General features: G+C 57.6%; 20 protein-coding genes. 17 read left to right on the top strand and 3 right to left on the bottom strand.

Going from position 1 to position 22,439, the window contains the following annotated elements:
- Positions 1 to 48 precede the first annotated feature (48 nt).
- Positions 49 to 417, top strand: coding sequence for a hypothetical protein (locus ACVWYU_RS13445; protein ID WP_090324191.1), 369 nt, complete (start codon positions 49 to 51; stop codon positions 415 to 417).
- A 124-nt stretch (positions 418 to 541) separates the two neighbouring features.
- Here ACVWYU_RS13445 and ACVWYU_RS13440 read toward each other — a convergent pair whose 3' ends face one another.
- Positions 542 to 2,137, bottom strand: a complete 1,596-nt coding sequence (locus tag ACVWYU_RS13440) for a glycoside hydrolase family 17 protein (protein ID WP_457372887.1) — start codon at positions 2,135 to 2,137, stop codon at positions 542 to 544.
- A 34-nt stretch (positions 2,138 to 2,171) separates the two neighbouring features.
- On the opposite strand from ACVWYU_RS13440, the gene ACVWYU_RS13435 reads away from it, so the two are divergent.
- The 4 genes from ACVWYU_RS13435 to ACVWYU_RS13420 all read left to right on the top strand — a co-directional run bounded on the left by ACVWYU_RS13435 (position 2,172) and on the right by ACVWYU_RS13420 (position 5,482).
- Positions 2,172 to 2,360 (top strand): hypothetical protein, encoded by a 189-nt coding sequence (locus ACVWYU_RS13435; protein WP_245706717.1) that lies wholly within the window; start codon positions 2,172 to 2,174, stop codon positions 2,358 to 2,360.
- A 77-nt stretch (positions 2,361 to 2,437) separates the two neighbouring features.
- Positions 2,438 to 3,289 carry a glycine betaine ABC transporter substrate-binding protein gene (locus ACVWYU_RS13430; RefSeq protein ID WP_090324188.1) on the top strand — a complete coding sequence of 284 codons (852 nt, stop codon included), beginning with the start codon at positions 2,438 to 2,440 and terminating at the stop codon, positions 3,287 to 3,289.
- A 226-nt stretch (positions 3,290 to 3,515) separates the two neighbouring features.
- Positions 3,516 to 3,827 (top strand): DUF485 domain-containing protein, encoded by a 312-nt coding sequence (locus ACVWYU_RS13425; protein ID WP_007939152.1) that lies wholly within the window; start codon positions 3,516 to 3,518, stop codon positions 3,825 to 3,827.
- Positions 3,824 to 5,482, top strand: a complete 1,659-nt coding sequence (locus ACVWYU_RS13420) for a cation acetate symporter (protein ID WP_457372886.1) — start codon at positions 3,824 to 3,826, stop codon at positions 5,480 to 5,482. The genes ACVWYU_RS13425 and ACVWYU_RS13420 overlap by 4 nt, the downstream gene beginning before the upstream one ends.
- A gap of 301 nt (positions 5,483 to 5,783) precedes the next feature.
- On the opposite strand, the gene gltA is transcribed toward ACVWYU_RS13420, so the two are convergent.
- The gene (gltA, locus tag ACVWYU_RS13415; protein ID WP_007959044.1) at positions 5,784 to 7,073 is read right to left on the bottom strand and encodes a citrate synthase; all 1,290 of its coding nucleotides are present in this window, start codon (positions 7,071 to 7,073) and stop codon (positions 5,784 to 5,786) included.
- Positions 7,074 to 7,436: 363 nt separating this feature from the next.
- On the opposite strand from gltA, the gene sdhC reads away from it, so the two are divergent.
- The 12 genes from sdhC to ACVWYU_RS13355 all read left to right on the top strand — a co-directional run bounded on the left by sdhC (position 7,437) and on the right by ACVWYU_RS13355 (position 22,008).
- A complete protein-coding gene (gene sdhC / locus ACVWYU_RS13410; protein ID WP_016773673.1) occupies positions 7,437 to 7,811 on the top strand; it encodes a succinate dehydrogenase, cytochrome b556 subunit in 375 nt (124 codons plus the stop codon).
- Entirely contained in the window at positions 7,805 to 8,173 is a 369-nt protein-coding gene (gene sdhD / locus ACVWYU_RS13405) for a succinate dehydrogenase, hydrophobic membrane anchor protein (RefSeq protein WP_090324185.1), read from the top strand. Before sdhC ends, sdhD begins: the two co-directional genes overlap by 7 nt.
- Positions 8,174 to 8,176: 3 nt before the next feature.
- A complete protein-coding gene (gene sdhA, locus ACVWYU_RS13400) occupies positions 8,177 to 9,949 on the top strand; it encodes a succinate dehydrogenase flavoprotein subunit (RefSeq protein ID WP_090324183.1) in 1,773 nt (590 codons plus the stop codon).
- Between the two features lie 11 nt (positions 9,950 to 9,960).
- The gene (locus ACVWYU_RS13395) at positions 9,961 to 10,665 is read left to right on the top strand and encodes a succinate dehydrogenase iron-sulfur subunit (protein WP_090324181.1); all 705 of its coding nucleotides are present in this window, start codon (positions 9,961 to 9,963) and stop codon (positions 10,663 to 10,665) included.
- 261 nt (positions 10,666 to 10,926) lie between these two features.
- Complete coding sequence (locus ACVWYU_RS13390; RefSeq protein WP_457372885.1) at positions 10,927 to 13,758, top strand: 2-oxoglutarate dehydrogenase E1 component; 2,832 nt, start codon at positions 10,927 to 10,929, stop codon at positions 13,756 to 13,758.
- 42 nt (positions 13,759 to 13,800) lie between these two features.
- A complete protein-coding gene (gene odhB, locus ACVWYU_RS13385) occupies positions 13,801 to 15,018 on the top strand; it encodes a 2-oxoglutarate dehydrogenase complex dihydrolipoyllysine-residue succinyltransferase (RefSeq protein WP_090324178.1) in 1,218 nt (405 codons plus the stop codon).
- A gap of 98 nt (positions 15,019 to 15,116) precedes the next feature.
- A complete protein-coding gene (gene lpdA, locus ACVWYU_RS13380; RefSeq protein ID WP_247257563.1) occupies positions 15,117 to 16,553 on the top strand; it encodes a dihydrolipoyl dehydrogenase in 1,437 nt (478 codons plus the stop codon).
- Positions 16,554 to 16,874: 321 nt separating this feature from the next.
- Entirely contained in the window at positions 16,875 to 18,041 is a 1,167-nt protein-coding gene (gene sucC / locus ACVWYU_RS13375) for an ADP-forming succinate--CoA ligase subunit beta (RefSeq protein ID WP_003223015.1), read from the top strand.
- The gene (gene sucD / locus ACVWYU_RS13370; protein WP_017127973.1) at positions 18,041 to 18,922 is read left to right on the top strand and encodes a succinate--CoA ligase subunit alpha; all 882 of its coding nucleotides are present in this window, start codon (positions 18,041 to 18,043) and stop codon (positions 18,920 to 18,922) included. Before sucC ends, sucD begins: the two co-directional genes overlap by 1 nt.
- A gap of 357 nt (positions 18,923 to 19,279) precedes the next feature.
- Positions 19,280 to 20,593, top strand: a complete 1,314-nt coding sequence (gene brnQ / locus ACVWYU_RS13365) for a branched-chain amino acid transport system II carrier protein (protein ID WP_457372884.1) — start codon at positions 19,280 to 19,282, stop codon at positions 20,591 to 20,593.
- 276 nt (positions 20,594 to 20,869) lie between these two features.
- Positions 20,870 to 21,607 (top strand): DUF599 domain-containing protein, encoded by a 738-nt coding sequence (locus ACVWYU_RS13360; RefSeq protein ID WP_090324172.1) that lies wholly within the window; start codon positions 20,870 to 20,872, stop codon positions 21,605 to 21,607.
- On the top strand, positions 21,607 to 22,008 hold the full coding sequence (locus ACVWYU_RS13355) for an MAPEG family protein (protein WP_247257560.1): 402 nt from the start codon (positions 21,607 to 21,609) through the stop codon (positions 22,006 to 22,008). Before ACVWYU_RS13360 ends, ACVWYU_RS13355 begins: the two co-directional genes overlap by 1 nt.
- A gap of 78 nt (positions 22,009 to 22,086) precedes the next feature.
- Here the strand turns inward: ACVWYU_RS13355 and ACVWYU_RS13350 are convergent, their stop codons facing one another.
- Positions 22,087 to 22,323 carry a hypothetical protein gene (locus tag ACVWYU_RS13350; protein ID WP_457372883.1) on the bottom strand — a complete coding sequence of 79 codons (237 nt, stop codon included), beginning with the start codon at positions 22,321 to 22,323 and terminating at the stop codon, positions 22,087 to 22,089.
- Positions 22,324 to 22,439: the final 116 nt, after the last annotated feature.

Genomic DNA, 22,439 nt, shown 5'->3' with positions numbered 1-22,439 from the left:
TGGCGGGCGATTAAGCTGGCCGCCGTTTTTCGCTTATTGGAGTGCTTCATGTCTCGTCGTCTGTCTGTGGTTTTGCTGCTCGTTTTGCTGCCTTTATGGCTGGCCGCCAGTTATGGCGCGCGGTACGGCTTCATGGAGGATGCGCAATGGGTCGGCATTTGCGTGGATGAGGCGAGTCGTTGGGAGTGTCAGGTCCGTTCGAATCTGGGCCTGATGATTCACTTCAACGTATTGGGTTGGAGTGCGGTCGCGGCTGCCGTGATCGGCTTCGTACTGCCGGGGCGGGCAGGGTGGTGGTTGGCGGTGTTGGCGCTGGTGTTCGGGTTTCCGGCGCTGGCGCTGTACAACACGACCCTGGCTGTTTTTGCGGTGGTGATTGCCGGGTTGCGGTTGGTGCGTGCGTCGCGCACTGCCTGATAGATTGTCAGCGCGGGCAAGCCTGCCTCCACAGTGGGTTTCAGTGAATACGGAGTCTGCGTAAGACAAAGATTCCTGTGGGAGCGTGGCTTGCCCGCGATGAGGCCAATAAAGGCGCTATAGATCAGCCCTTGCGAACCCGCAAACACCGCCATAACGCCGTCACCATCAACACGCTCACCAGCGCCCAGCCCCAGGCCTGCTGGTTCTGCAGACCTTCGCGATACAGCTGAGGCGCAATGCCGGCGCCGATGATGAAGGTCAGCAAGGCAATCTCCCGACGCGGCACGTTCACCGGGCGGCACAGATAAACCAATGCCGGCACGATGAATGCGACGCTCGGGAAGCTGCGATAGCGTGGGTCGAACACCATTTCCAGCATCATGACCGCGGCCGCAAACCCGACCACTGCCAACAACCCTCCAGCCCGACGTTCCAGCGCATTGAATGCCCGTTCGCGCCAGCCAGTGCGTGCGCTCAGCGTCAGTGCTGCATGAGTCAGCACCAACAAGTTCAGCGCTGTCAGCAAGGCCACCCAGAGCCATTCACTGGTAAAGCGTATGGTGACCCGTGCCAGGTCGCCCCAGGCACCGATCGCGCAGGCGGCCAACGCTCCCAGTAGTGGCAGCACCAGTGCCGCGCGAGTGCTGCGCACACGACCGCCAAGGATCAGCGTTCCGAGGAAGATCAAGCCACCCACCACCAGCCACTGCGACCAGTACGGCACGTTCGTCACCGGCCCGGCCAGCACGCCCTTGTCCTGGCGATCGGCATCGAACAGGCCCCAGTAGCCGCCGACCGCACCCTCGCTGGCGCGCTTCCACGGTTGGTCGAAGGCTTCGATCAGGTTGTAGTGCCAGCCCTGCTGCTCGGCCATAGCCACGAAACCACGAATGAACTTGGCTTCATTGACCCGGCTCGGCAAAGCGGTTTCGCGCTGGCGGCCCTCGCTTGGCCAGCCTGTCTCGCCAATCATCACGTCCTTGGGCGCGAATTTGTTGCCGAACACCTGGCGCACTTCGGCCACGTGTTGCAGCGCGGCGTCGATGTTCGAAGGATCGTCTTCCCAATAGGGCAGCAGATGGATGGTGAGGAAATCCACGGCAGGCGCGATTTCCGGGTGCTTGAGCCAGAACTCCCAGACATCGGCATAAGTGACAGGCTGTTTCACCTGGCTTTTGACTTTATTAATTAGCTTCGCCAGCTGCGCGCCGGTGACTTCCTTGCGCAACAGGGTTTCGTTGCCGACGATCACCGCCGTGACCACGTCGGCGTTGGCGTTGGCCGAGGCGATCAGCAGGTCGACTTCTTTTTCGGTGTCCACCGGATTGCTGTTGACCCAGGCGCCGATCATCAGCTTCAACCCATGCTTGCGCGCCAGGTCCGGCAGCGCCTCAAGACCGGTCATCGAATAAGTGCGGATGCACTCGAAGCGGGTCGCCAGCAGAGCGAGGTCAGCGTCCATGCGCTCGGGGCGCAACTTGAACGGTTGATCGAACGGCGATTGATCCTTGTCGAAAGGGGTGTAGGAGGCGCATTGCAGCTTGTGCGTCGCGCTGGCGACGTCCGGCAGGATCACCGGTTTGCCGAGGCCGTACCAGAAACCACACAGGGCAAAGAGGCCCAGCAGGCAGGCGAATAGATAAGCAAAAAAAGGAAAGCGTGATGTCGCAGGCATGATCAGGCCGTCTGGGAACAAAGCCGCGCATGTTACCTGCATTTGCTGTGCGCTTGGTGACCTGCATGATTTTGACATGCAAAGTTCGGGCGGACTGGCCGGTGCATTCGCTGTGCCGTGGATTAATGGCTTTCTGATGTCGTTTCTCGATGCCTTGAGGTCGCTGGTAGAGCAGGTCGCCATTGTCGTCAGGTTGATTATCGAAGGCGTCAGTTCCCTCGTTGATAAACGCGCTGATGATCGAACGGGTTTGCGGTGGGCGTGATGGGGGCGCTGTGCACCATAACAATACGTAGACGCGACTCGGCATCCGTCGAGCGCAGCACTTTCGGGGAAGTAACGATGAAGATGCGACGACTTTTAGGCGCGAGTGCCGCTCTGGTACTTGCGATTGGCTCCACATTCGCCAATGCCGAAAGCAAGACCGTGAGCATCGGTTACGTTGACGGCTGGTCCGACAGCGTCGCGACTACTCACGTAGCGGCAGAAGTGATCAAGCAGAAACTCGGTTATGACGTGAAGCTGCAAGCCGTTGCGACCGGGATCATGTGGCAGGGCGTGGCGACCGGCAAACTCGATGCCATGCTGTCGGCCTGGCTGCCGGTAACCCATGGCGAATACTGGGCCAAGAACAAGGATCAAGTCGTCGACTACGGTCCGAACTTCAAGGATGCGAAGATCGGCCTGATCGTGCCGGAGTACGTCAAGGCCAAGTCCCTGGCGGATCTGAAAACCGATGACAGCTTCAAGGGGCGTATTGTCGGTATCGATGCCGGTTCAGGCGTGATGCTCAAGACCGAACAGGCGATCAAGGACTACGATCTGACCGGCTATCAACTCAAGGCCAGTTCCGGCGCCGGCATGATTGCCGAATTGACCCGGGCCGAGAAGAAAAACGAATCCATTGCCGTCACCGGTTGGGTGCCGCACTGGATGTTCGCCAAGTGGAAACTGCGTTTCCTGGAAGACCCGAAAGGCGTCTATGGCGCGGCTGAAACCGTGGACAACATCGGCAGCAAAGAACTGGCAACCAAAGCACCGGAAGTGGCCAAGTTCCTTAAGAACTTCCAATGGGCCTCGAAAGACGAAATCGGCGAAGTCATGCTGGCGATCCAGGATGGTGCCAAACCTGAAGCTGCCGCAAAAGACTGGGTGGCGAAACACCCTGAGCGTGTTGCCGACTGGACCAAGTAAGAGCAAGGCAAGCGCCTGATCCGCGCTTTACAGGGCTGCCCGATATCCATGTCGGGCGGCCCTTTTTATTGCCAATGGATTAACGTCGCGTGACGGCTGTTTTTTATCGACCGGAATTTGGCGAAAACGTCATGCCGTTCTAAGACTAAGGTCGTCTGGAACCTGGCTCGCAGCCGCATAGAGTGGATATCGTTCCAACTAAATCTGTGCTGCGAGGATAAAAACAATGAACGACAGCATTTACCTCTCGATTCAAAACAGCCCGCGATTCAAGGAGCTGGTTAGCAAGAGAGAACGATTCGCCTGGATTCTCTCGGCGATCATGCTAGGGCTTTACTCCGGTTTCATCCTTTTGATTGCTTACGGGCCGCATATTCTGGGAGCGAAAATAAGCCCGGAATCTTCGATTACCTGGGGCATACCGATCGGCGTTGGGTTGATTGTTTCGGCCTTCGTCCTGACCGGTATTTACGTACGACGCGCCAATGGCGAATTCGACGACCTGAACAATGCGATTCTCAAGGAGGCTCAGCAATGATCCGGCGTCTAATGGCTCTATTGAGCATTGCAGCATTTGCACCTGGCGCCTGGGCAGCCGAAGCGCTGACCGGCGAAGTGCATAAACAACCGCTCAACGTTGCCGCGATTCTGATGTTCGTGGTGTTCGTCGGCGCGACGCTGTGCATTACCTACTGGGCTTCCAAGCGTAACAAGTCGGCGGCCGACTACTATGCGGCGGGCGGCAATATCACCGGTTTGCAGAATGGTCTGGCGATTGCCGGTGACTACATGTCTGCAGCGTCCTTCCTGGGTATTTCCGCCCTGGTATTCGCCTCCGGCTACGATGGCCTGATCTACTCGATCGGTTTTCTGGTGGGCTGGCCGATCATTCTGTTCCTGATCGCCGAGCGTCTGCGCAACCTGGGTAAATACACCTTTGCCGATGTGGCGTCCTATCGCCTGGGGCAAACCCAGATCCGCACGCTGTCGGCTTGCGGTTCGCTGGTGGTGGTGGCGTTTTACCTGATCGCGCAAATGGTCGGTGCCGGCAAGCTGATCCAGCTGCTGTTCGGTCTCGACTACTACGTTGCAGTGATACTGGTAGGCATCCTGATGTGCATGTACGTGCTGTTTGGCGGCATGCTGGCGACCACCTGGGTGCAAATCATCAAGGCGGTGTTGCTGCTGTCCGGTGCTTCGTTCATGGCGCTGATGGTGATGAAGCACGTCAACTTCGACTTCAACATGCTGTTTTCCGAGGCGATCAAGGTTCACCCTAAAGGTGAGGCGATCATGAGCCCCGGTGGTCTGGTGAAGGATCCGATTTCGGCATTCTCTCTTGGTCTGGCTCTGATGTTCGGTACCGCTGGCCTGCCGCACATCCTGATGCGTTTCTTCACCGTGAGTGACGCGAAAGAAGCGCGTAAGAGTGTTCTGTACGCAACCGGCTTCATTGGCTACTTCTACATCCTGACCTTCATCATCGGCTTCGGCGCGATCCTGCTGGTCAGCACCAATCCGGCCTTTAAAGATGCGGCCGGCGCGCTGTTGGGTGGTAACAACATGGCGGCGGTGCACCTGGCCAATGCGGTGGGTGGCAGTATTTTCCTGGGCTTCATCTCGGCAGTGGCGTTCGCGACCATTCTGGCAGTGGTTGCCGGTTTGACCCTGGCCGGTGCCTCGGCGGTGTCTCATGACCTGTACGCCAGTGTGATCAAGAAGGGCAAGGCCAACGACAAGGACGAAATCCGGGTTTCGAAAATCACCACCGTCATTTTGGGCGTGCTGGCGATCGGCCTGGGCATTTTGTTCGAAAGCCAGAACATCGCGTTCATGGTAGGCCTGGCATTCTCCATCGCGGCGAGCTGTAACTTCCCGGTGCTGCTGCTTTCGATGTACTGGAAGAAGCTGACCACTCGGGGTGCGATGGTCGGTGGCTGGTTGGGTCTGGTGAGTGCTGTGGGCTTGATGATCCTTGGGCCAACCATCTGGGTGCAGATTCTGCATCACGAGAAGGCCATCTTCCCGTATGAGTACCCGGCGCTGTTCTCGATGATCATTGCCTTCATCGGTATCTGGTTCTTCTCGATCACCGACAAGTCGGCGGCGGCTGATAATGAGCGGGCGCTGTTCTTCCCGCAATTTGTTCGCTCGCAGACCGGGCTGGGCGCGAGTGGGGCGGTTTCGCACTAAGGCTTCATGCTTTTATATAAGTAACGCAGTTGTAAAAGATGCCCCGGTCGAAAGATCGGGGCATTTTTTATTGGGCGGTGATCGCACGATTCCGTGAATATCCCCCCGATAGGAAGGTAGGGGCGAGCTTGATTGCTAAAAAACTAGCGGATAACTCGGACGGTTAGACAGGGCGCGTTATCGTTACCGACCGAGCGGATATGTAAAGACGCGCAAAAGAAAGCGCACAAACAAAAAAACGGCCTCTATATAAATAGAGGCCGTTTCCGGTGCAACCCAAGACGTTATCGCAAGACAGGTCTTACTTGCGGTCTTCCAGCTTGGTGATGTCACGCGACTCGTAGCCAGTGTACAGCTGGCGCGGGCGGCCAATCTTGTACGGGCTGGAGAGCATTTCTTTCCAGTGGGAGATCCAGCCGACAGTCCGCGCCAGGGCGAAGATTACGGTAAACATGCTGGTTGGAATGCCGATCGCCTTGAGGATGATCCCCGAGTAGAAGTCGACGTTCGGGTAGAGCGAGCGCTCGATGAAGTAAGGGTCGGTCAGGGCGATCTCTTCCAGGCGCATGGCCAGTTCGAGTTGCGGATCGTTCTGGATGCCCAGTTCCTTCAATACTTCGTCGCAGGTCTGCTTCATGACGGTAGCGCGCGGGTCGCGGTTTTTGTAAACGCGGTGACCGAAGCCCATCAGTTTGAACGGATCGTTCTTGTCCTTGGCCTTGGCAATGAACTTGTCGATGTTGGAAACATCGCCAATCTCATCAAGCATGGTCAGAACGGCCTCGTTGGCGCCGCCGTGGGCAGGGCCCCACAGTGCAGCGATACCGGCGGCGATACAGGCGAACGGGTTGGCACCCGAAGAGCCGGCCAGGCGTACGGTGGAGGTCGAAGCGTTTTGCTCGTGGTCGGCGTGGAGGATAAAGATCCGGTCCATGGCCTTGGCGAGTACCGGGCTGATCGGTTTGATCTCGCACGGGGTGTTGAACATCATGTGCAGGAAGTTTTCCGCATACGACAGGTCGTTGCGCGGGTACATCATGGGTTGGCCCATGGAGTACTTGTAAACCATCGCTGCCAGGGTCGGCATCTTGGCAACCAGGCGGATCGCGGAGATTTCGCGATGCTGCGGGTTATTGATGTCCAGGGAGTCGTGGTAGAAGGCCGAGAGGGCGCCGACTACGCCGCACATGACGGCCATCGGGTGGGCGTCGCGGCGGAAGCCGTTGAAGAAGGTCTTCAGCTGCTCGTGAACCATGGTGTGGTTCTTCACGGTGCCGACGAACTGGGCCTTCTGTTCTGCGGTTGGCAACTCGCCATTGAGCAGCAGGTAGCAGGTTTCCAGGTAGTCCGACTTTTCAGCCAGCTGTTCGATCGGGTAGCCGCGGTGCAGCAGAATGCCGTTGTCGCCGTCGATATAGGTGATCTTCGACTCGCAGGAGGCGGTCGACATGAAGCCAGGGTCGAAGGTGAAACGGCCCGTGGCCGTGAGGCCCCGAACATCGATAACATCGGGACCAACGGTGCCGGTTAAAATGGGCAGCTCGACGGGGGCTGCGCCCTCGATGATCAACTGCGCTTTTTTGTCAGCCATGTGGCCTCCTATTTATGCTTGAAATCATCAGACAGACCCCCCACGCAGGGCCCGCACCACTATAGTGAGATAAATTCGAATGTCAATTTGCCTAAAGTCTTGCTCCAGAAGGCTTTAACCGGACTTTTTTGTCGAAATTGCCTGCCATTTACGCCTTTTATGCCAGATGCGCAATCCGCTGTTTGGGTGAGGTGTTTGCGTTGTCATTAGTAGCCTAACTGTCTATACTCGGCAGCCGACCGCCAAGGGCTTTTGGGCTTGCTTTATTGGGGGTCGCCTCCCTGGGTGGTGGTTACCTGACCAGTGCACTCCCCAACAACTTTGCCCTGATTGTTAGGGGCTCTTCAGTGTGAAAAAAAAGCCGTGAAAAGCCAACGACCTGTAAACCTAGACCTAAGGACCATCAAACTCCCAGTCACTGCTTACACGTCCATTCTTCACCGTATCTCCGGTGTCATCCTCTTCGTGTGCCTTGCCATCATGCTTTACGCATTGGACAAGTCGCTGAGCTCCGAGGAAGGCTTCGGTCAGGTGAAAGCGTGTCTGACCAGTCCGCTAGCGAAGCTAGTGATTTGGGGCATCCTGTCCGCTCTGCTGTATCACTTGGTTGCCGGTGTGCGCCACTTGATCATGGACATGGGCATCGGTGAGACGCTGGAAGGCGGCAAACTGGGCTCGAAAATCGTTATCGCCGTTTCCGTGGTGGTAATCGTTCTGGCAGGAGTTTGGATATGGTAACTAACGTCACGAACCTGTCGCGTTCGGGCCTCTATGACTGGATGGCGCAACGTGTGTCTGCGGTCGTTCTCGCGGCTTACTTCATTTTCCTGATCGGATACGTCGTTGCCCACCCGGGTCTCGGCTATGCCCAGTGGCATGAACTGTTCGCCAACAACTGGATGCGTATTTTCAGTCTCCTGGCCCTCGTTGCCCTCGGCGCTCACGCCTGGGTCGGCATGTGGACCATCGCGACCGACTACCTGACGCCAATGGCGTTCGGCAAGTCCGCGACTGCTGTACGTTTCCTTTTCCAGGCAGTATGCGGCGTTGCGATGTTCGCTTACTTCGTCTGGGGTGTGCAGATTCTCTGGGGTATCTGAGTCATGGCTAACATTCCAACGATTTCTTTCGACGCCATCATTATTGGTGGTGGCGGTGCTGGCATGCGCGCAGCGCTGCAATTGGCACAAGGCGGTCACAAGACTGCCGTAATCACCAAGGTTTTCCCGACTCGTTCGCACACCGTATCGGCACAGGGTGGTATCACCTGCGCCATCGCGTCCGCTGACCCGAACGATGACTGGCGCTGGCACATGTACGATACCGTCAAGGGTTCCGACTACATCGGTGACCAGGACGCTATCGAATACATGTGTCAGGAAGGCCCGGCTGCAGTTTTCGAACTGGACCACATGGGTCTGCCATTCTCCCGTACCGAAACCGGTCGCATCTACCAGCGTCCGTTCGGCGGTCAGTCCAAGGACTACGGCAAGGGCGGCCAGGCTGCGCGTACTTGCGCGGCATCCGACCGTACCGGTCACGCACTGCTGCACACTCTTTATCAGGGCAACCTGAAAGCCGGTACCACGTTCCTGAACGAGTACTACGCTGTCGACCTGGTGAGAAACCAGAAAGGCGAGTTCGTCGGTGTGATCGCAATCTGCATCGAAACCGGTGAAACCACCTACATCCGTGCCAAGGCTACCGTTCTGGCGACCGGCGGTGCAGGTCGCATCTACGCGTCCACCACCAACGCCCTGATCAACACCGGCGACGGCGTTGGCATGGCTCTGCGTGCTGGCGTTCCGGTGCAAGACATCGAAATGTGGCAGTTCCACCCGACCGGCATCGCCGGCGCCGGTGTACTGGTGACTGAAGGTTGCCGTGGTGAAGGTGGTTACCTGATCAACAAGCACGGCGAGCGTTTCATGGAGCGTTATGCTCCGAACGCCAAAGACCTGGCGGGTCGTGACGTTGTTGCCCGTTCGATGGTTAAAGAAATCATTGCCGGTAACGGCTGTGGCCCGAACGGCGACCACGTAATGCTCAAGCTCGATCACCTGGGCGAGGAAGTGCTGCACAGCCGTCTGCCAGGTATCTGCGAACTGTCGAAAACCTTTGCTCACGTTGACCCGGTTGTTGCTCCGGTTCCGGTTGTTCCGACCTGCCACTATATGATGGGCGGCGTTGCCACCAACATTCACGGTCAGGCGATCACTCAGGATGCCGATGGCGTAGACACCATCATCCCTGGTCTGTTCGCTGTAGGCGAAGTGGCTTGCGTATCGGTTCACGGTGCCAACCGTCTGGGCGGCAACTCGCTGCTCGACCTGGTGGTATTCGGCCGTGCTGCCGGCCTGCACCTGGAAAAGGCGCTGACCGACGGTATCGAATACGACGACGCTACCGACGCCGACATCAATGCGGCCCTGGCACGCCTGTCCGCTCTGAACGAGCGTACCGATGGTGAAGACGTGGCGACCCTGCGTCGCGAGCTGCAAAGCTGCATGCAGAACTACTTCGGTGTATTCCGTACTGGCGAATACATGCAGAAGGGTATTGCCCAGCTGGCTGATCTGCGCAAGCGCATCGCCAACGTCAAGATCAACGACAAGTCGCAGGCGTTCAACACGGCGCGTATCGAAGCTCTTGAGCTGCAGAACCTGCTGGAAGTGGCTGAAGCTACCGCCATCGCCGCCGAAGTACGTAAGGAATCCCGTGGCGCTCACGCCCGTGAAGACTACGAAGATCGTGACGACGAAAACTGGCTGTGCCACACCCTGTACTTCCCGGGTGAGAAACGCGTCGCCAAGCGTGCCGTAAACTTCTCGCCGAAAACTGTTCCGACTTTTGAACCTAAGATTCGGACTTATTAAGGGTGGCCGCCATGTTGCAAGTCAGTGTTTATCGTTACAACCCTGATCAGGACGCTGCGCCGTTCATGCAGGAATTCCAGGTTGATACCGGTGGTAAAGACCTGATGGTGCTGGACGTACTGGCACTGATCAAAGAGCAGGACGAAGGTTTCTCCTATCGTCGCTCTTGCCGTGAAGGTGTTTGCGGTTCCGACGGCATGAACATCAACGGCAAAAACGGCCTGGCGTGCGTCACGCCGCTGTCTGCCGTCGTAAAAGGTAACAAGTTGATCATTCGTCCTCTGCCAGGTTTGCCGGTTATCCGTGACCTGGTCGTCGATATGAGCATCTTCTACAAGCAATACGAGAAGGTTAAGCCTTACCTGCAGAACGACACGCCGGCTCCGGCCATCGAGCGTCTGCAGTCCCCTGAAGAGCGTGAAAAGCTCGATGGTCTGTACGAGTGCATCCTGTGCGCTTGCTGCTCGACCTCTTGCCCGTCCTTCTGGTGGAACCCGGACAAGTTCCTGGGTCCAGCTGCACTGCTGCAAGCGTATCGCTTCCTGGCAGACAGCCGCGACACCAAGACGTCCGAGCGTCTGGCTTCGCTGGATGACCCGTTCAGCGTATTCCGCTGCCGGGGGATCATGAACTGCGTCAACGTTTGTCCGAAGGGCCTGAACCCGACTAAGGCCATCGGTCACATTCGTAACATGCTGCTTTCCAGCGGCGTGTGATTCAGCTGCTGTACCCGTAGGACCGCTGTACCCGTAGATGCTACGGTGCAGGCTTCAACCGGCACCGTAGTTTTAACCTGAGCAGCAGCTCAAAAAGCTGCCGCTCTTATTTTGAAGAAATGAGACAAGCAGGGGCATCCGGGCTGGTACCCGGACTATCAGTGTGATCCTAGTGGCTTGTTTTGGTCGCTGCATTCGGACTTCTGCAAGTTTGCTCGGTGTCGACACCGATGGTGTTCCCCTAACCGAGGGTGACCAAGCATGCAAGAAAGCGTGATGCAGCGCATGTGGAACAGCGCCTACCTATCCGGTAGTAACGCTGCCTATGTGGAAGAGCTCTACGAGCTCTACCTGCACGACCCTAACGCTGTGCCAGAAGAGTGGCGCACCTACTTCCAGAAGTTGCCTGCTGACGGCAACCCTGCCACCGATGTTTCGCACTCCACAATTCGCGATCATTTCGTCTTGCTGGCAAAGAACCAGCGCCGCGCTCAACCGGTTTCCGCCGGCAGCGTGAGCAGTGAGCACGAGAAGAAGCAAGTTGAAGTGCTGCGATTGATCCAGGCCTACCGTATGCGTGGCCACCAGGCAGCCCAGCTTGACCCGCTGGGGCTGTGGCAGCGTCCTGCACCTGCAGACCTGTCGATCAATCATTACGGCTTGACCAATGCCGATCTTGATACGACCTTCCGTGCCGGCGACCTGTTCATCGGCAAAGAGGAAGCGAGCCTACGCGAAATTCACGAAGCGTTGCAGCAGACATATTGCCGCACCATCGGCGCTGAATTTACGCACATCACCGATTCCGAGCAGCGCCAGTGGTTCCAGCAGCGTCTGGAAAGCGTGCGTGGTCGTCCGACGTACTCCGCTGACATCAAGAGCCACCTGCTCGAGCGCGTCACTGCCGGTGAAGGCCTGGAAAAATACCTGGGTACCAAATACCCGGGCACCAAGCGTTTTGGTCTGGAAGGCGGCGAGAGCCTGATTCCGATGCTCGACGAGTTGATCCAGCGTTCCGGTTCCTACGGCACCAAGGAAATCGTCATCGGCATGGCCCACCGTGGCCGTCTGAACGTGCTGGTCAACACCTTCGGCAAGAACCCGCGCGAACTGTTCGATGAGTTCGAAGGCAAGAAGAAGGTCGAGCTGGGCTCCGGTGACGTTAAATACCACCAGGGCTTCTCGTCCAACGTGATGACCACCGGTGGTGAAGTTCACCTGGCCATGGCTTTCAACCCGTCCCACCTGGAAATCGTTTCTCCAGTGGTCGAGGGTTCGGTCCGTGCCCGTCAGGATCGTCGCAACGACCCTACCGGCGAGAAGGTTTTGCCGATCTCCATCCACGGCGACGCGGCATTTGCCGGTCAAGGCGTGGTCATGGAAACCTTCCAGATGTCGCAGACCCGCGGTTTCAAGACCGGCGGTACCGTGCACATCGTGATCAACAACCAGGTCGGTTTCACCATCAGCAACCCGCTGGACTCGCGTTCCACCGAGTACGCCACCGACGTTGCGAAGATGATCCAGGCGCCGATCCTCCATGTGAATGGTGATGATCCGGAAGCCGTATTGTTCGTGACCCAGCTGGCCATCGACTACCGCATGCAGTTCAAGCGTGACGTGGTGATCGATCTGGTCTGCTACCGTCGTCGCGGCCACAACGAGGCCGACGAACCAAGCGGCACCCAGCCTCTGATGTATCAGCAGATCACCAAGCAGCGCACCACCCGTGAGCTGTATGCCGATCGTCTGACTCAGAGCGGTGTGCTGGACGCAGAGCGTGTTCAGGCGAAAGTCGATGAATACCGCAATGCGCTGGACAATGGTCTGCACGTAGTGAAAAGCCTGGTCAAAGAGCCGAACAAAGAGTTGTTCGTGGACTGGCGTCCGTACCTGGGCCACGCCTGGACTGCGCGTCACGACACTCGTTTCGACCTGAAAACCCTGCAGGAACTGTCCGCCAAGCTGCTGGAAATTCCGGAAGGCTTCGTGGTGCAGCGCCAGGTTGCCAAGATCTACGAAGACCGTCAGAAAATGCAAGCCGGCGGCCTGCCGATCAACTGGGGTTACGCCGAAACCATGGCGTACGCGACCCTGGCGTTCGAAGGTCACCCGATTCGCATGACCGGTCAGGACATCGGCCGCGGTACGTTCTCGCACCGTCACGCCGTGCTGCACAACCAGAAAGACGCGGGCACCTACATCCCGCTGCAGAACCTGTACGACGGTCAGCCGCGTTTCGATCTGTACGACTCGTTCCTGTCTGAAGAAGCGGTGCTGGCGTTCGAGTACGGTTACTCGACCACCACGCCGAATGCCCTGGTTATCTGGGAAGCCCAGTTCGGCGACTTCGCCAACGGCGCCCAGGTAGTGATTGACCAGTTCATCACCAGTGGCGAGCACAAGTGGGGCCGTCTGTGCGGTCTGACCATGCTGCTGCCGCACGGTTATGAAGGTCAGGGTCCAGAGCACTCCTCGGCTCGTCTTGAGCGTTACCTGCAGCTGTGCGCCGAGCACAACATTCAGGTGTGCATGCCGACGACGCCGGCTCAGATCTACCACTTGCTGCGCCGTCAGGTGATTCGCCCGCTGCGCAAACCTCTGGTAGTCCTGACTCCGAAGTCGCTGCTGCGTCACAAGCTGGCCATCTCGACCCTGGAAGATCTGGCCGAAGGTTCGTTCCAGACCGTTATTCCGGAAATCGATGCCCTGGACCCGAAAAAGGTCGAGCGCGTTGTTCTGTGTAGCGGCAAGGTCTACTACGACCTGCTGGAAAAACGCCGTGCCGAAGGCCGTGACGACATTGCCATCGTGCGTATCGAGCAGCTGTACCCATTCCCTGAGGACGACTTGAAAGAAGTCCTGGCTCCTTACACCAACGCCAAGCATGCCGTCTGGTGCCAGGAAGAGCCGATGAACCAGGGTGCCTGGTACTGCAGCCAACACCACCTGCGTCGCAGCATCAGCAACCTCAACAAGTCTCTCGTACTCGAGTACGCGGGCCGTGAGGCTTCTGCTGCACCTGCTTGTGGTTACGCATCGATGCACGCCGAACAGCAGGAACAACTGCTGAAAGACGCCTTTACTGTTTAACGCCTTCGCGCACCTGAAACCGAATTTAAGGAACCACAGATAATGGCTATCGAGATCAAAGCCCCCACTTTCCCGGAATCGGTTGCCGATGGCACCGTTGCCACCTGGCACAAAAAACCGGGCGACGCCGTCAAACGTGACGAACTGATCGTCGACATCGAAACCGACAAAGTCGTACTGGAAGTTCTGGCCACTGCTGACGGCGTGCTGGGCGCTATCGTCAAGAACGAAGGCGACACCGTTCTGTCCGACGAAGTCCTGGGCTCCATCGTTGAAGGCGGCGCTGCTGCCGCTGCTCCAGCCGCTGCCGCTCCTGCTGCCCAGGCTGCTGCTCCGGCTGCCGAAGGCGAAGACGATCCTGTTGCTGCACCGGCTGCTCGCAAGCTGGCTGAAGAGAATGGCATCAACATCGCTTCCGTTGCCGGTACTGGCAAAGGCGGTCGTGTGACCAAGGAAGACGTGGTTGCAGCCGTTGCTGCCAAGAAGGCCGCTCCGGCTGCCGCACCTGCCAAGGCTGCTGCTCCGGCTGCCGCTGCTCCGGTTTTCGCTGCCGGTGACCGCGTTGAAAAACGCGTTCCGATGACCCGCCTGCGTGCCAAGGTTGCCGAGCGTCTGGTTGAAGCTCAATCGAACATGGCGATGCTGACCACGTTCAACGAAGTCGACATGACCGAAGTCATGGCGCTGCGTTCGAAGTACAAGGACCTGTTCGAGAAGTCCCACAACGGCGTGCGCCTGGGCTTCATGTCGTTCTTCGTGAAAGCGGCCACCGAAGCGCTGAAACGCTTCCCGGCAGTCAACGCGTCGATCGACGGCTCCGACATCGTTTACCACGGTTATGCTGACGTCGGTGTGGCTGTTTCCAGCGACCGCGGCCTGGTTGTACCGGTTCTGCGTAACGCCGAACTGATGAGCCTGGCTGAAATCGAAGGCGGCATCGCCACTTTCGGCAAGAAAGCCCGTGACGGCAAACTGTCGATGGAAGAGATGACCGGTGGTACGTTCACCATCACCAACGGTGGTACCTTCGGTTCGATGATGTCGACTCCGATCGTCAACCCGCCGCAAGCAGCGATTCTGGGTATGCACAACATCATCCAGCGTCCTATGGCGATCAACGGCCAAGTCGTGATCCGTCCGATGATGTACCTGGCACTGTCCTACGATCACCGTCTGATCGATGGCAAAGAAGCTGTAACCTTCCTGGTGACCATCAAGAACCTGCTGGAAGATCCGGCTCGTCTGTTGCTGGATATCTGATAGAAGCAGCCATGAGCTGCAGGCTCGAGCTGTCGGAAAACCCGCAGCCCGGCTTGCAGCTCGCGGCTTCAAGCTTTTCGCTAAAGAGGATTTTTTGAATGTCGCAGAAATTTGACGTAGTAGTGATCGGTGCCGGCCCTGGCGGCTATGTGGCTGCCATCAAGGCCGCGCAGCTGGGTCTCACCACTGCCTGCATCGAGAAGTACACCGACGCTGAAGGCAAGCAAGCCCTCGGCGGTACTTGCCTGAACGTCGGCTGCATTCCGTCCAAGGCGCTGCTGGACAGCTCCTGGAAGTACAAGGAAGCCAAAGAGAGCTTCAACGTTCACGGCATCTCGACCGGCGAAGTCAAAATGGACGTCGCTGCGATGGTTGGCCGCAAGGCTGGCATCGTCAAGAACCTGACCGGCGGCGTTGCCACCCTGTTCAAGGCCAACGGCGTTACTTCGATCCAGGGCCACGGCAAACTGCTGGCCGGCAAAAAAGTCGAAGTCACCAAGCCAGACGGTTCGGTTGAAATCATCGAAGCTGAAAACGTCATCCTGGCTCCAGGTTCTCGCCCGATCGACATTCCGCCGGCTCCGGTTGATCAGAAAGTCATCGTCGATTCGACTGGCGCTCTGGAATTCCAATCCGTACCTAAGCGTCTGGGCGTAATCGGCGCTGGCGTGATCGGTCTGGAACTGGGTTCGGTCTGGTCGCGTCTGGGTGCAGAAGTGACTGTTCTGGAAGCCCTGGACACCTTCCTGATGGCAGCCGACACCGCTGTTTCCAAGGAAGCGCTGAAAACCCTGACCAAACAGGGCCTGGACATCAAGCTGGGCGCTCGCGTGACCGGTTCCAAGGTGAACGGCGACGAAGTCGTTGTGAACTACACCGATGCCAACGGCGAACAGACCATCACTTTCGACAAGCTGATCGTAGCCGTTGGTCGCCGTCCGGTGACCACCGATCTGCTGGCTGCCGACAGCGGCGTGACCCTGGACGAGCGCGGTTTCGTGCACGTTGATGATCATTGCGCCACCACCGTACCGGGCGTCTACGCCATCGGTGACGTGGTTCGCGGCATGATGCTGGCTCACAAGGCCTCGGAAGAGGGCATCATGGTTGTCGAGCGCATCAAGGGCCACAAGGCTCAAATGAACTATGACCTGATCCCTTCGGTTATTTATACTCACCCGGAAATTGCGTGGGTGGGTAAAACCGAGCAGGCCTTGAAAGCTGAAGGCGTTGAAGTTAACGTCGGCACCTTCCCGTTCGCAGCTTCTGGCCGTGCCATGGCTGCCAACGATACCGGTGGTTTCGTCAAGGTTATCGCAGATGCCAAGACAGACCGCGTATTGGGCGTCCACGTGATTGGCCCAAGCGCTGCAGAACTGGTTCAGCAGGGCGCAATCGGTATGGAGTTCGGCACCAGCGCTGAAGACCTGGGCATGATGGTCTTCTCCCATCCGACCCTGTCCGAAGCCCTGCACGAAGCAGCCCTGGCTGTGAATGGCGGCGCCATCCACATCGCCAACCGCAAGAAGCGTTGAAGGCAATTTGAAAACGTAGCGAGCGAAGGAAAGACAAGGCAAAAACAGGCGAGGAAGCGGAGTTGACGTCAGTCAATGAGCATTCCGAACCTGTTTTTAACGCAGTATTTCCTAGCGCAGCAGTTTTCAAATGTCTGAAAAGACAATAAGAAACCACGGCGGTTGCGGCCCGTCGTGAGCCTTGCGTGCAAGACTCACCGCGGAATGTCCGCTGGACGCAGTCTTGCGTAGCTCAGCTACGCAAGCAGCAGTCACAGGTGGTGCGGCACTTCAATAAGTGCAGCACCGAATGCGCAGTACCTAACGAAGACGGTAATAAGCATGAATCTTCACGAGTATCAGGGTAAGCAGCTGTTCGCTGAGTACGGCCTGCCAGTATCCACCGGTTACGCGGTAGACACCCCGGAAGCAGCAGCAGAAGCTTGCGACAAAATCGGCGGCAGCGAGTGGGTTGTCAAAGCCCAGGTTCACGCCGGTGGTCGCGGTAAAGCGGGCGGCGTCAAGCTGGTTCGCAACAAAGAAGACGCCAAAGCCTTCGCACAGCAGTGGCTGGGCAAGCGTCTGGTGACTTACCAGACTGACGCCAATGGTCAGCCAGTCACCAAGATCCTGGTTGAATCGTGCACTGATATCGCTAAAGAGCTGTACCTGGGCGCTGTCGTTGACCGTTCGAGCCGCCGCATCGTGTTCATGGCTTCCACCGAAGGTGGCGTGGACATCGAGAAAATCGCTCACGACACTCCAGAAAAAATTCTGAAAGCCACTATCGATCCACTGGTTGGCGCTCAGCCGTTCCAGGGTCGCGAGCTGGCATTCCAGTTGGGTCTGGAAGGCAAGCAAGTTGCCCAGTTCGCCAAGATCTTCGTAGGTCTGGCCAAACTGTTCCAGGATCACGATCTGGCCCTGCTGGAAGTGAACCCGCTGGTGATCAAGGCTGACGGCGATCTGCACTGCCTGGACGCCAAGATCAACATCGACGCCAACGCCATGTACCGTCAGCCTAAGCTGAAGACTTTCCACGATCCGTCGCAAGACGATCCGCGCGAAGCGCACGCTGCCAAGTTCGAACTGAACTACGTGGCACTGGAAGGCAACATCGGCTGCATGGTCAACGGTGCCGGCCTGGCCATGGGTACCATGGACATCGTCAACCTGCACGGCGGCAAGCCAGCCAACTTCCTCGACGTAGGTGGTGGTGCTACCAAAGAGCGCGTGACCGAAGCCTTCAAGATCATCCTGTCCGACACCAACGTCGCTGCAGTACTGGTCAACATCTTCGGCGGCATCGTTCGTTGCGACATGATTGCCGAAGGCATCATCGGCGCCGTGAAAGAAGTCGGCGTGAAAATCCCGGTTGTTGTTCGCCTTGAAGGCAACAACGCTGAGCTGGGCGCTAAAGTACTGGCAGAAAGCGGTTTGAACATCATCGCTGCTACCAGCCTGACCGACGCTGCTCAACAAGTTGTCAAAGCTGCGGAGGGCAAATAATGAGCGTCCTGATCAATAAAGACACCAAAGTTATCTGCCAGGGTATTACCGGTTCGCAAGGTAGTTTCCACACCCAGCAAGCCATCGAGTACGGCACCAAGATGGTTGGTGGTGTAACTCCAGGCAAAGGCGGCACCGAGCACCTGGGTCTGCCAGTGTTCAACACTGTGAAAGACGCTGTAGCTGCCACTGGCGCTACCGCCAGCGTGATCTACGTTCCGGCTCCTTTCTGCAAGGACTCGATCCTGGAAGCTGCTTTCGGCGGCATCAAGCTGATCGTTTGCATCACCGAAGGCATTCCTACCCTGGACATGCTGGACGCTAAAGTTAAGTGCGACGAGCTGGGTGTAATCCTGATCGGCCCTAACTGCCCAGGCGTGATCACTCCAGGCGAATGCAAGATCGGCATCATGCCAGGTCACATTCACTTGCCAGGCAAGGTCGGTATCGTTTCCCGTTCCGGCACCCTGACCTACGAAGCTGTGAAGCAAACGACTGACGCCGGTTTCGGTCAGTCGACTTGCGTCGGCATCGGTGGTGACCCGATCCCGGGTTCGAACTTCATCGACATCCTGAAGCTGTTCCAGGAAGACCCGAAGACCGAAGCGATCGTGATGATCGGCGAGATCGGCGGTTCGGCTGAAGAAGAAGCGGCTGCCTACATCAAGGCACACGTGACCAAGCCGGTTGTTTCCTACATCGCTGGTGTGACTGCTCCTCCGGGCAAGCGCATGGGCCATGCTGGCGCAATCATCTCTGGCGGCAAAGGCACTGCAGACGAGAAATTCGCTGCTCTGCAAGACGCAGGCGTTAAAACCGTGCGTTCGCTGGCAGACATCGGCAAGGCCCTGGCCGAGCTGACTGGCTGGGCTGTCAAGTAAGCTTCGCGCTTAACTGACGCTTCACCAGGCAAAGGCCACCTTCGGGTGGCCTTTGTCGTTTCCGGTTCTTGGAAATGCCCGAGGCTATCGTGGCGGGGGAGCAAGCTCCCTCGCCACAGGGGGTTAGTGGAAAAATATAGGCGTAAACACGACACGGAAATGTCGTGTATCGGATAGTTCGCCCCTTAACAGTGCGCTTGACGCTCAAATTCGTTAGGATACGCGCCATTTTTGCGTCCGCGGCCCACAAGGCAGCGACGCGCTAAACGGGTCAGTCTCATACGGACCGACAGCATTTCCCTCACCCATAGGGAAATCCCTCTCTAAATTCCGATTCAGTAGTGTGGTATTTCCTTAATGAAAGTGTTGAAAGGCCAGGACATCCTGGCACTTGGTTTTATGACGTTTGCCCTGTTTGTCGGGGCCGGCAACATCATCTTCCCACCTATCGTCGGTTTGCAGTCCGGGCCCAATGTCTGGATGGCGGCGCTGGGTTTCCTGGTCACCGCCGTCGGTCTGCCGGTGATCACCGTTGTCGCACTGGCCAAGGTCGGTGGTGCGATGGATGCCTTGAGCAGTCCGATCGGTAAAGTCGCTGGTGGACTGCTGGCGGCGGCGTGCTATCTGGCTGTTGGTCCGCTGTTCGCGACACCACGTACCGCGACCGTATCGTTCGAAGTGGGCCTGGCGCCGTTGACCGGCGAAAGCCCGCTGGCGCTGTTCCTGTACAGCTCGGTCTACTTCCTGCTGGTGTTCTTCATCTCCCTGTACCCGGGCCGCTTGCTGGACACGGTCGGGCGCTTCCTCGCGCCCTTGAAGATCATTGCCCTGGCGGTGCTGGGCATCGCGGCATTCGCCCTCCCGGCCGGTGACATCGGGCACGCAACGCCCGAATACGTTGCGGCGCCATTCTCCCAAGGCTTCATCAATGGTTACCTGACCATGGATACCCTGGGCGCATTGGTGTTCGGCATTGTCATCGTCAATGCCATCCGCTCCCGTGGCGTCGAATCGCCGGCCCTGATCACCCGCTACGCGATCATCGCCGGTTTGATTGCCGGTGTGGGGCTGGCGCTGGTTTATGTCAGCCTGTTCCGTCTGGGATCGGGCAGCCATGAAGTGGCGGCTGGTGCTACCAACGGTGCGGCGGTGCTGCATGCCTACGTGCAACACACCTTTGGCTCCCTCGGCAGCGGTTTCCTTGCGGTACTGATTTCTCTGGCGTGCCTGGTGACGGCGGTGGGCCTGACCTGCGCCTGTGCCGAGTACTTCAGTCGTGTACTGCCACTGTCCTATAAGGCGCTGGTCATCATCCTGGCTGCGTTTTCCCTGTTGGTGTCCAACCTGGGCCTCACCAAGTTGATCGCATTCTCGATTCCGGTGCTCACGGCGATCTACCCGCCGTGCATCGCCCTGGTGGCGCTGAGCTTCTGCAAGGACTTCTGGCACGAGCAAGGCCGCATTGTCGGCCCGGTGATGCTGGTGTCGTTCCTCTTTGGCCTGATCGACGCCCTCAAGGGCGCGGGTCTTGCGGACTGGATGCCGTCCCAACTGTCCCATTTGCCCCTGAGTGAGCAAGGGCTGGCCTGGCTGGTGCCTTCGGTGATGACTTTGGTGGTCGCCGTAGTCTGTGACCGTATGTTGGGCAAGCGCCAGGAAGCCCTGGCCTAAGCTTATCCGGCCCGTCACGAGCGGGCCGATCAAGCAGCAAACCGAAATGCCCCGTATCAATCGATACGGGGCATTTTTTTATGGTGGGATGCGGTGCCTTTTCTTCTGCGCTAACGTCGAAGGGTTGCGCAATCCACTTGCAGGAGCGAGCTTGCTCGCGAAGAACCTGAGAGCAACGCGTTTATCCAGAAAACACGCGCCATTATTCGCGTCCTTCGCGAGCAAGCTCGCTCCTGCAAGGAAACGTGTCCCTGCCACTACATCACAAGGACCTGCATGTCGTTCATCCAAGCCAACCTGATCCACATCCTCGCCGCCCTCTGGTTTGTTATCTGTTGGGGTGGCTACACCCGGTACGCGACATGGAAGGGCCGCGATACCGCGTGCCTGGCCAGCGTGCTGCACCTGTATCGTGAAGACTGGATGCGCCGCATGTTGCTGCGCGATAACCGCATTGCCGATGCCAGCGTGATTGGTAACCTGGAGCGCAATGCATCGTTTTTCGCTTCGAGTACGCTGATTATCCTGGCCGGTATTCTCACGGTACTCGGCGCTTCGGAAAGGGCGCTGTCACTGCTGGCGGATATCCCGATGGTGCAGCAGGCTTCCCAGGGGATGTCGGAAATCAAGTTGCTTTGCCTGGCGCTGGTGTTCGTCTACGCGTTCTTCACGTTCAGCTGGTGCATGCGCCAATACAACTTTGCGGCCGTTCTGGTGGGGTCGGCCCCCATGGTCGGTGAGCGCCAGGTGTCCGAACAGGAGCGCAAGGCTTTTGCGGCCCGGGCTGCCCGGGTTATTTCCATGGCGGCCAACCAGTTCAACTTTGGCCTGCGTTCTTATTATTTCGGTATGACCATGTTGGCCTGGTTCGTCAGCCCCTGGTTGTTCATGTTGATGAGTGCCGGTGTCGTGTTTGTGCTGTATCGCCGGGAGTTTCACTCCGACGTTCTCGACGTGATGGTCTATACCCCTACAGAGGCACCGTTGCCCGAGGTGAATAAAGAGGCTGCTTGATGAGTATTCCATTCTGGTGCGTGTTTATCAGTGCCTTGCTGATTTATATCGCGCGAATACCCGTGACCAAGGCCATGAAGGAGCAGGGCGGTTACAACAATCACCTGCCGCGCCAGCAGCAGGGGCAACTGACTGGCTTGGGGGCTCGTGCATTGGCGGCTCACCAGAATAGTTTTGAAGCCTTCATATTGTTTGCAGTGGGTGTGCTGATGGCGCACACCACGCAAACGGCGGGATGGCTCATTGATTGGCTGGCGATCATCTTTGTCATCTCGCGAGTGATCTATTTACTGTGTTACTGGAAAGATCTGCCATGGCAGCGCAGCCTGGTTTGGCTAGTGGGACTCGTCTGTTCGCTATTGCTGATGATTAGTCCGACTTTTCGTACGATTTTGCTCTAACGAGGTTATGGCTAATCATATTGCAGGCAAAAGAAAACCCGCACTTGGCGGGTTTTCTTTATCACGCTAAAAACCGTTTCAGTTTTTAGGCGCGGCTTCTTTTGCCGCTGCTTCGTTCGATTCAGCCTGAGCTTTGGCAGCTTCAGCGTTTTCTTTCGCAGCGTCGTTCACTTTATCCTGAGCTTTGTTCATGTATTGCTGAGCTTGCTCAGCATGTTTGGCAGCATCTTGAGCTTTGTCCTCGGATTTTTTATCGCAGGCAGCGAGACCGAGGGAAGCGGTCAACATCAAGGCAATAGCTAAAGTCTTACGCATGGGGTGTTTCTCCTTATGGAAAATATCTACTGGCCTTTCGAGCGCAGCCATCAAGGTTAAGTTCCTCAAAACGTTCAGATATATAAGTTTGTTCTAATGCGGAACTTTTGCCGGGA

It is taken from the genome of Pseudomonas sp. TE12234 (assembly GCF_054061835.1).
Note: the sequence above shows the minus strand (reverse complement) of the source record. Positions and strands in the feature narration are given on the sequence as shown.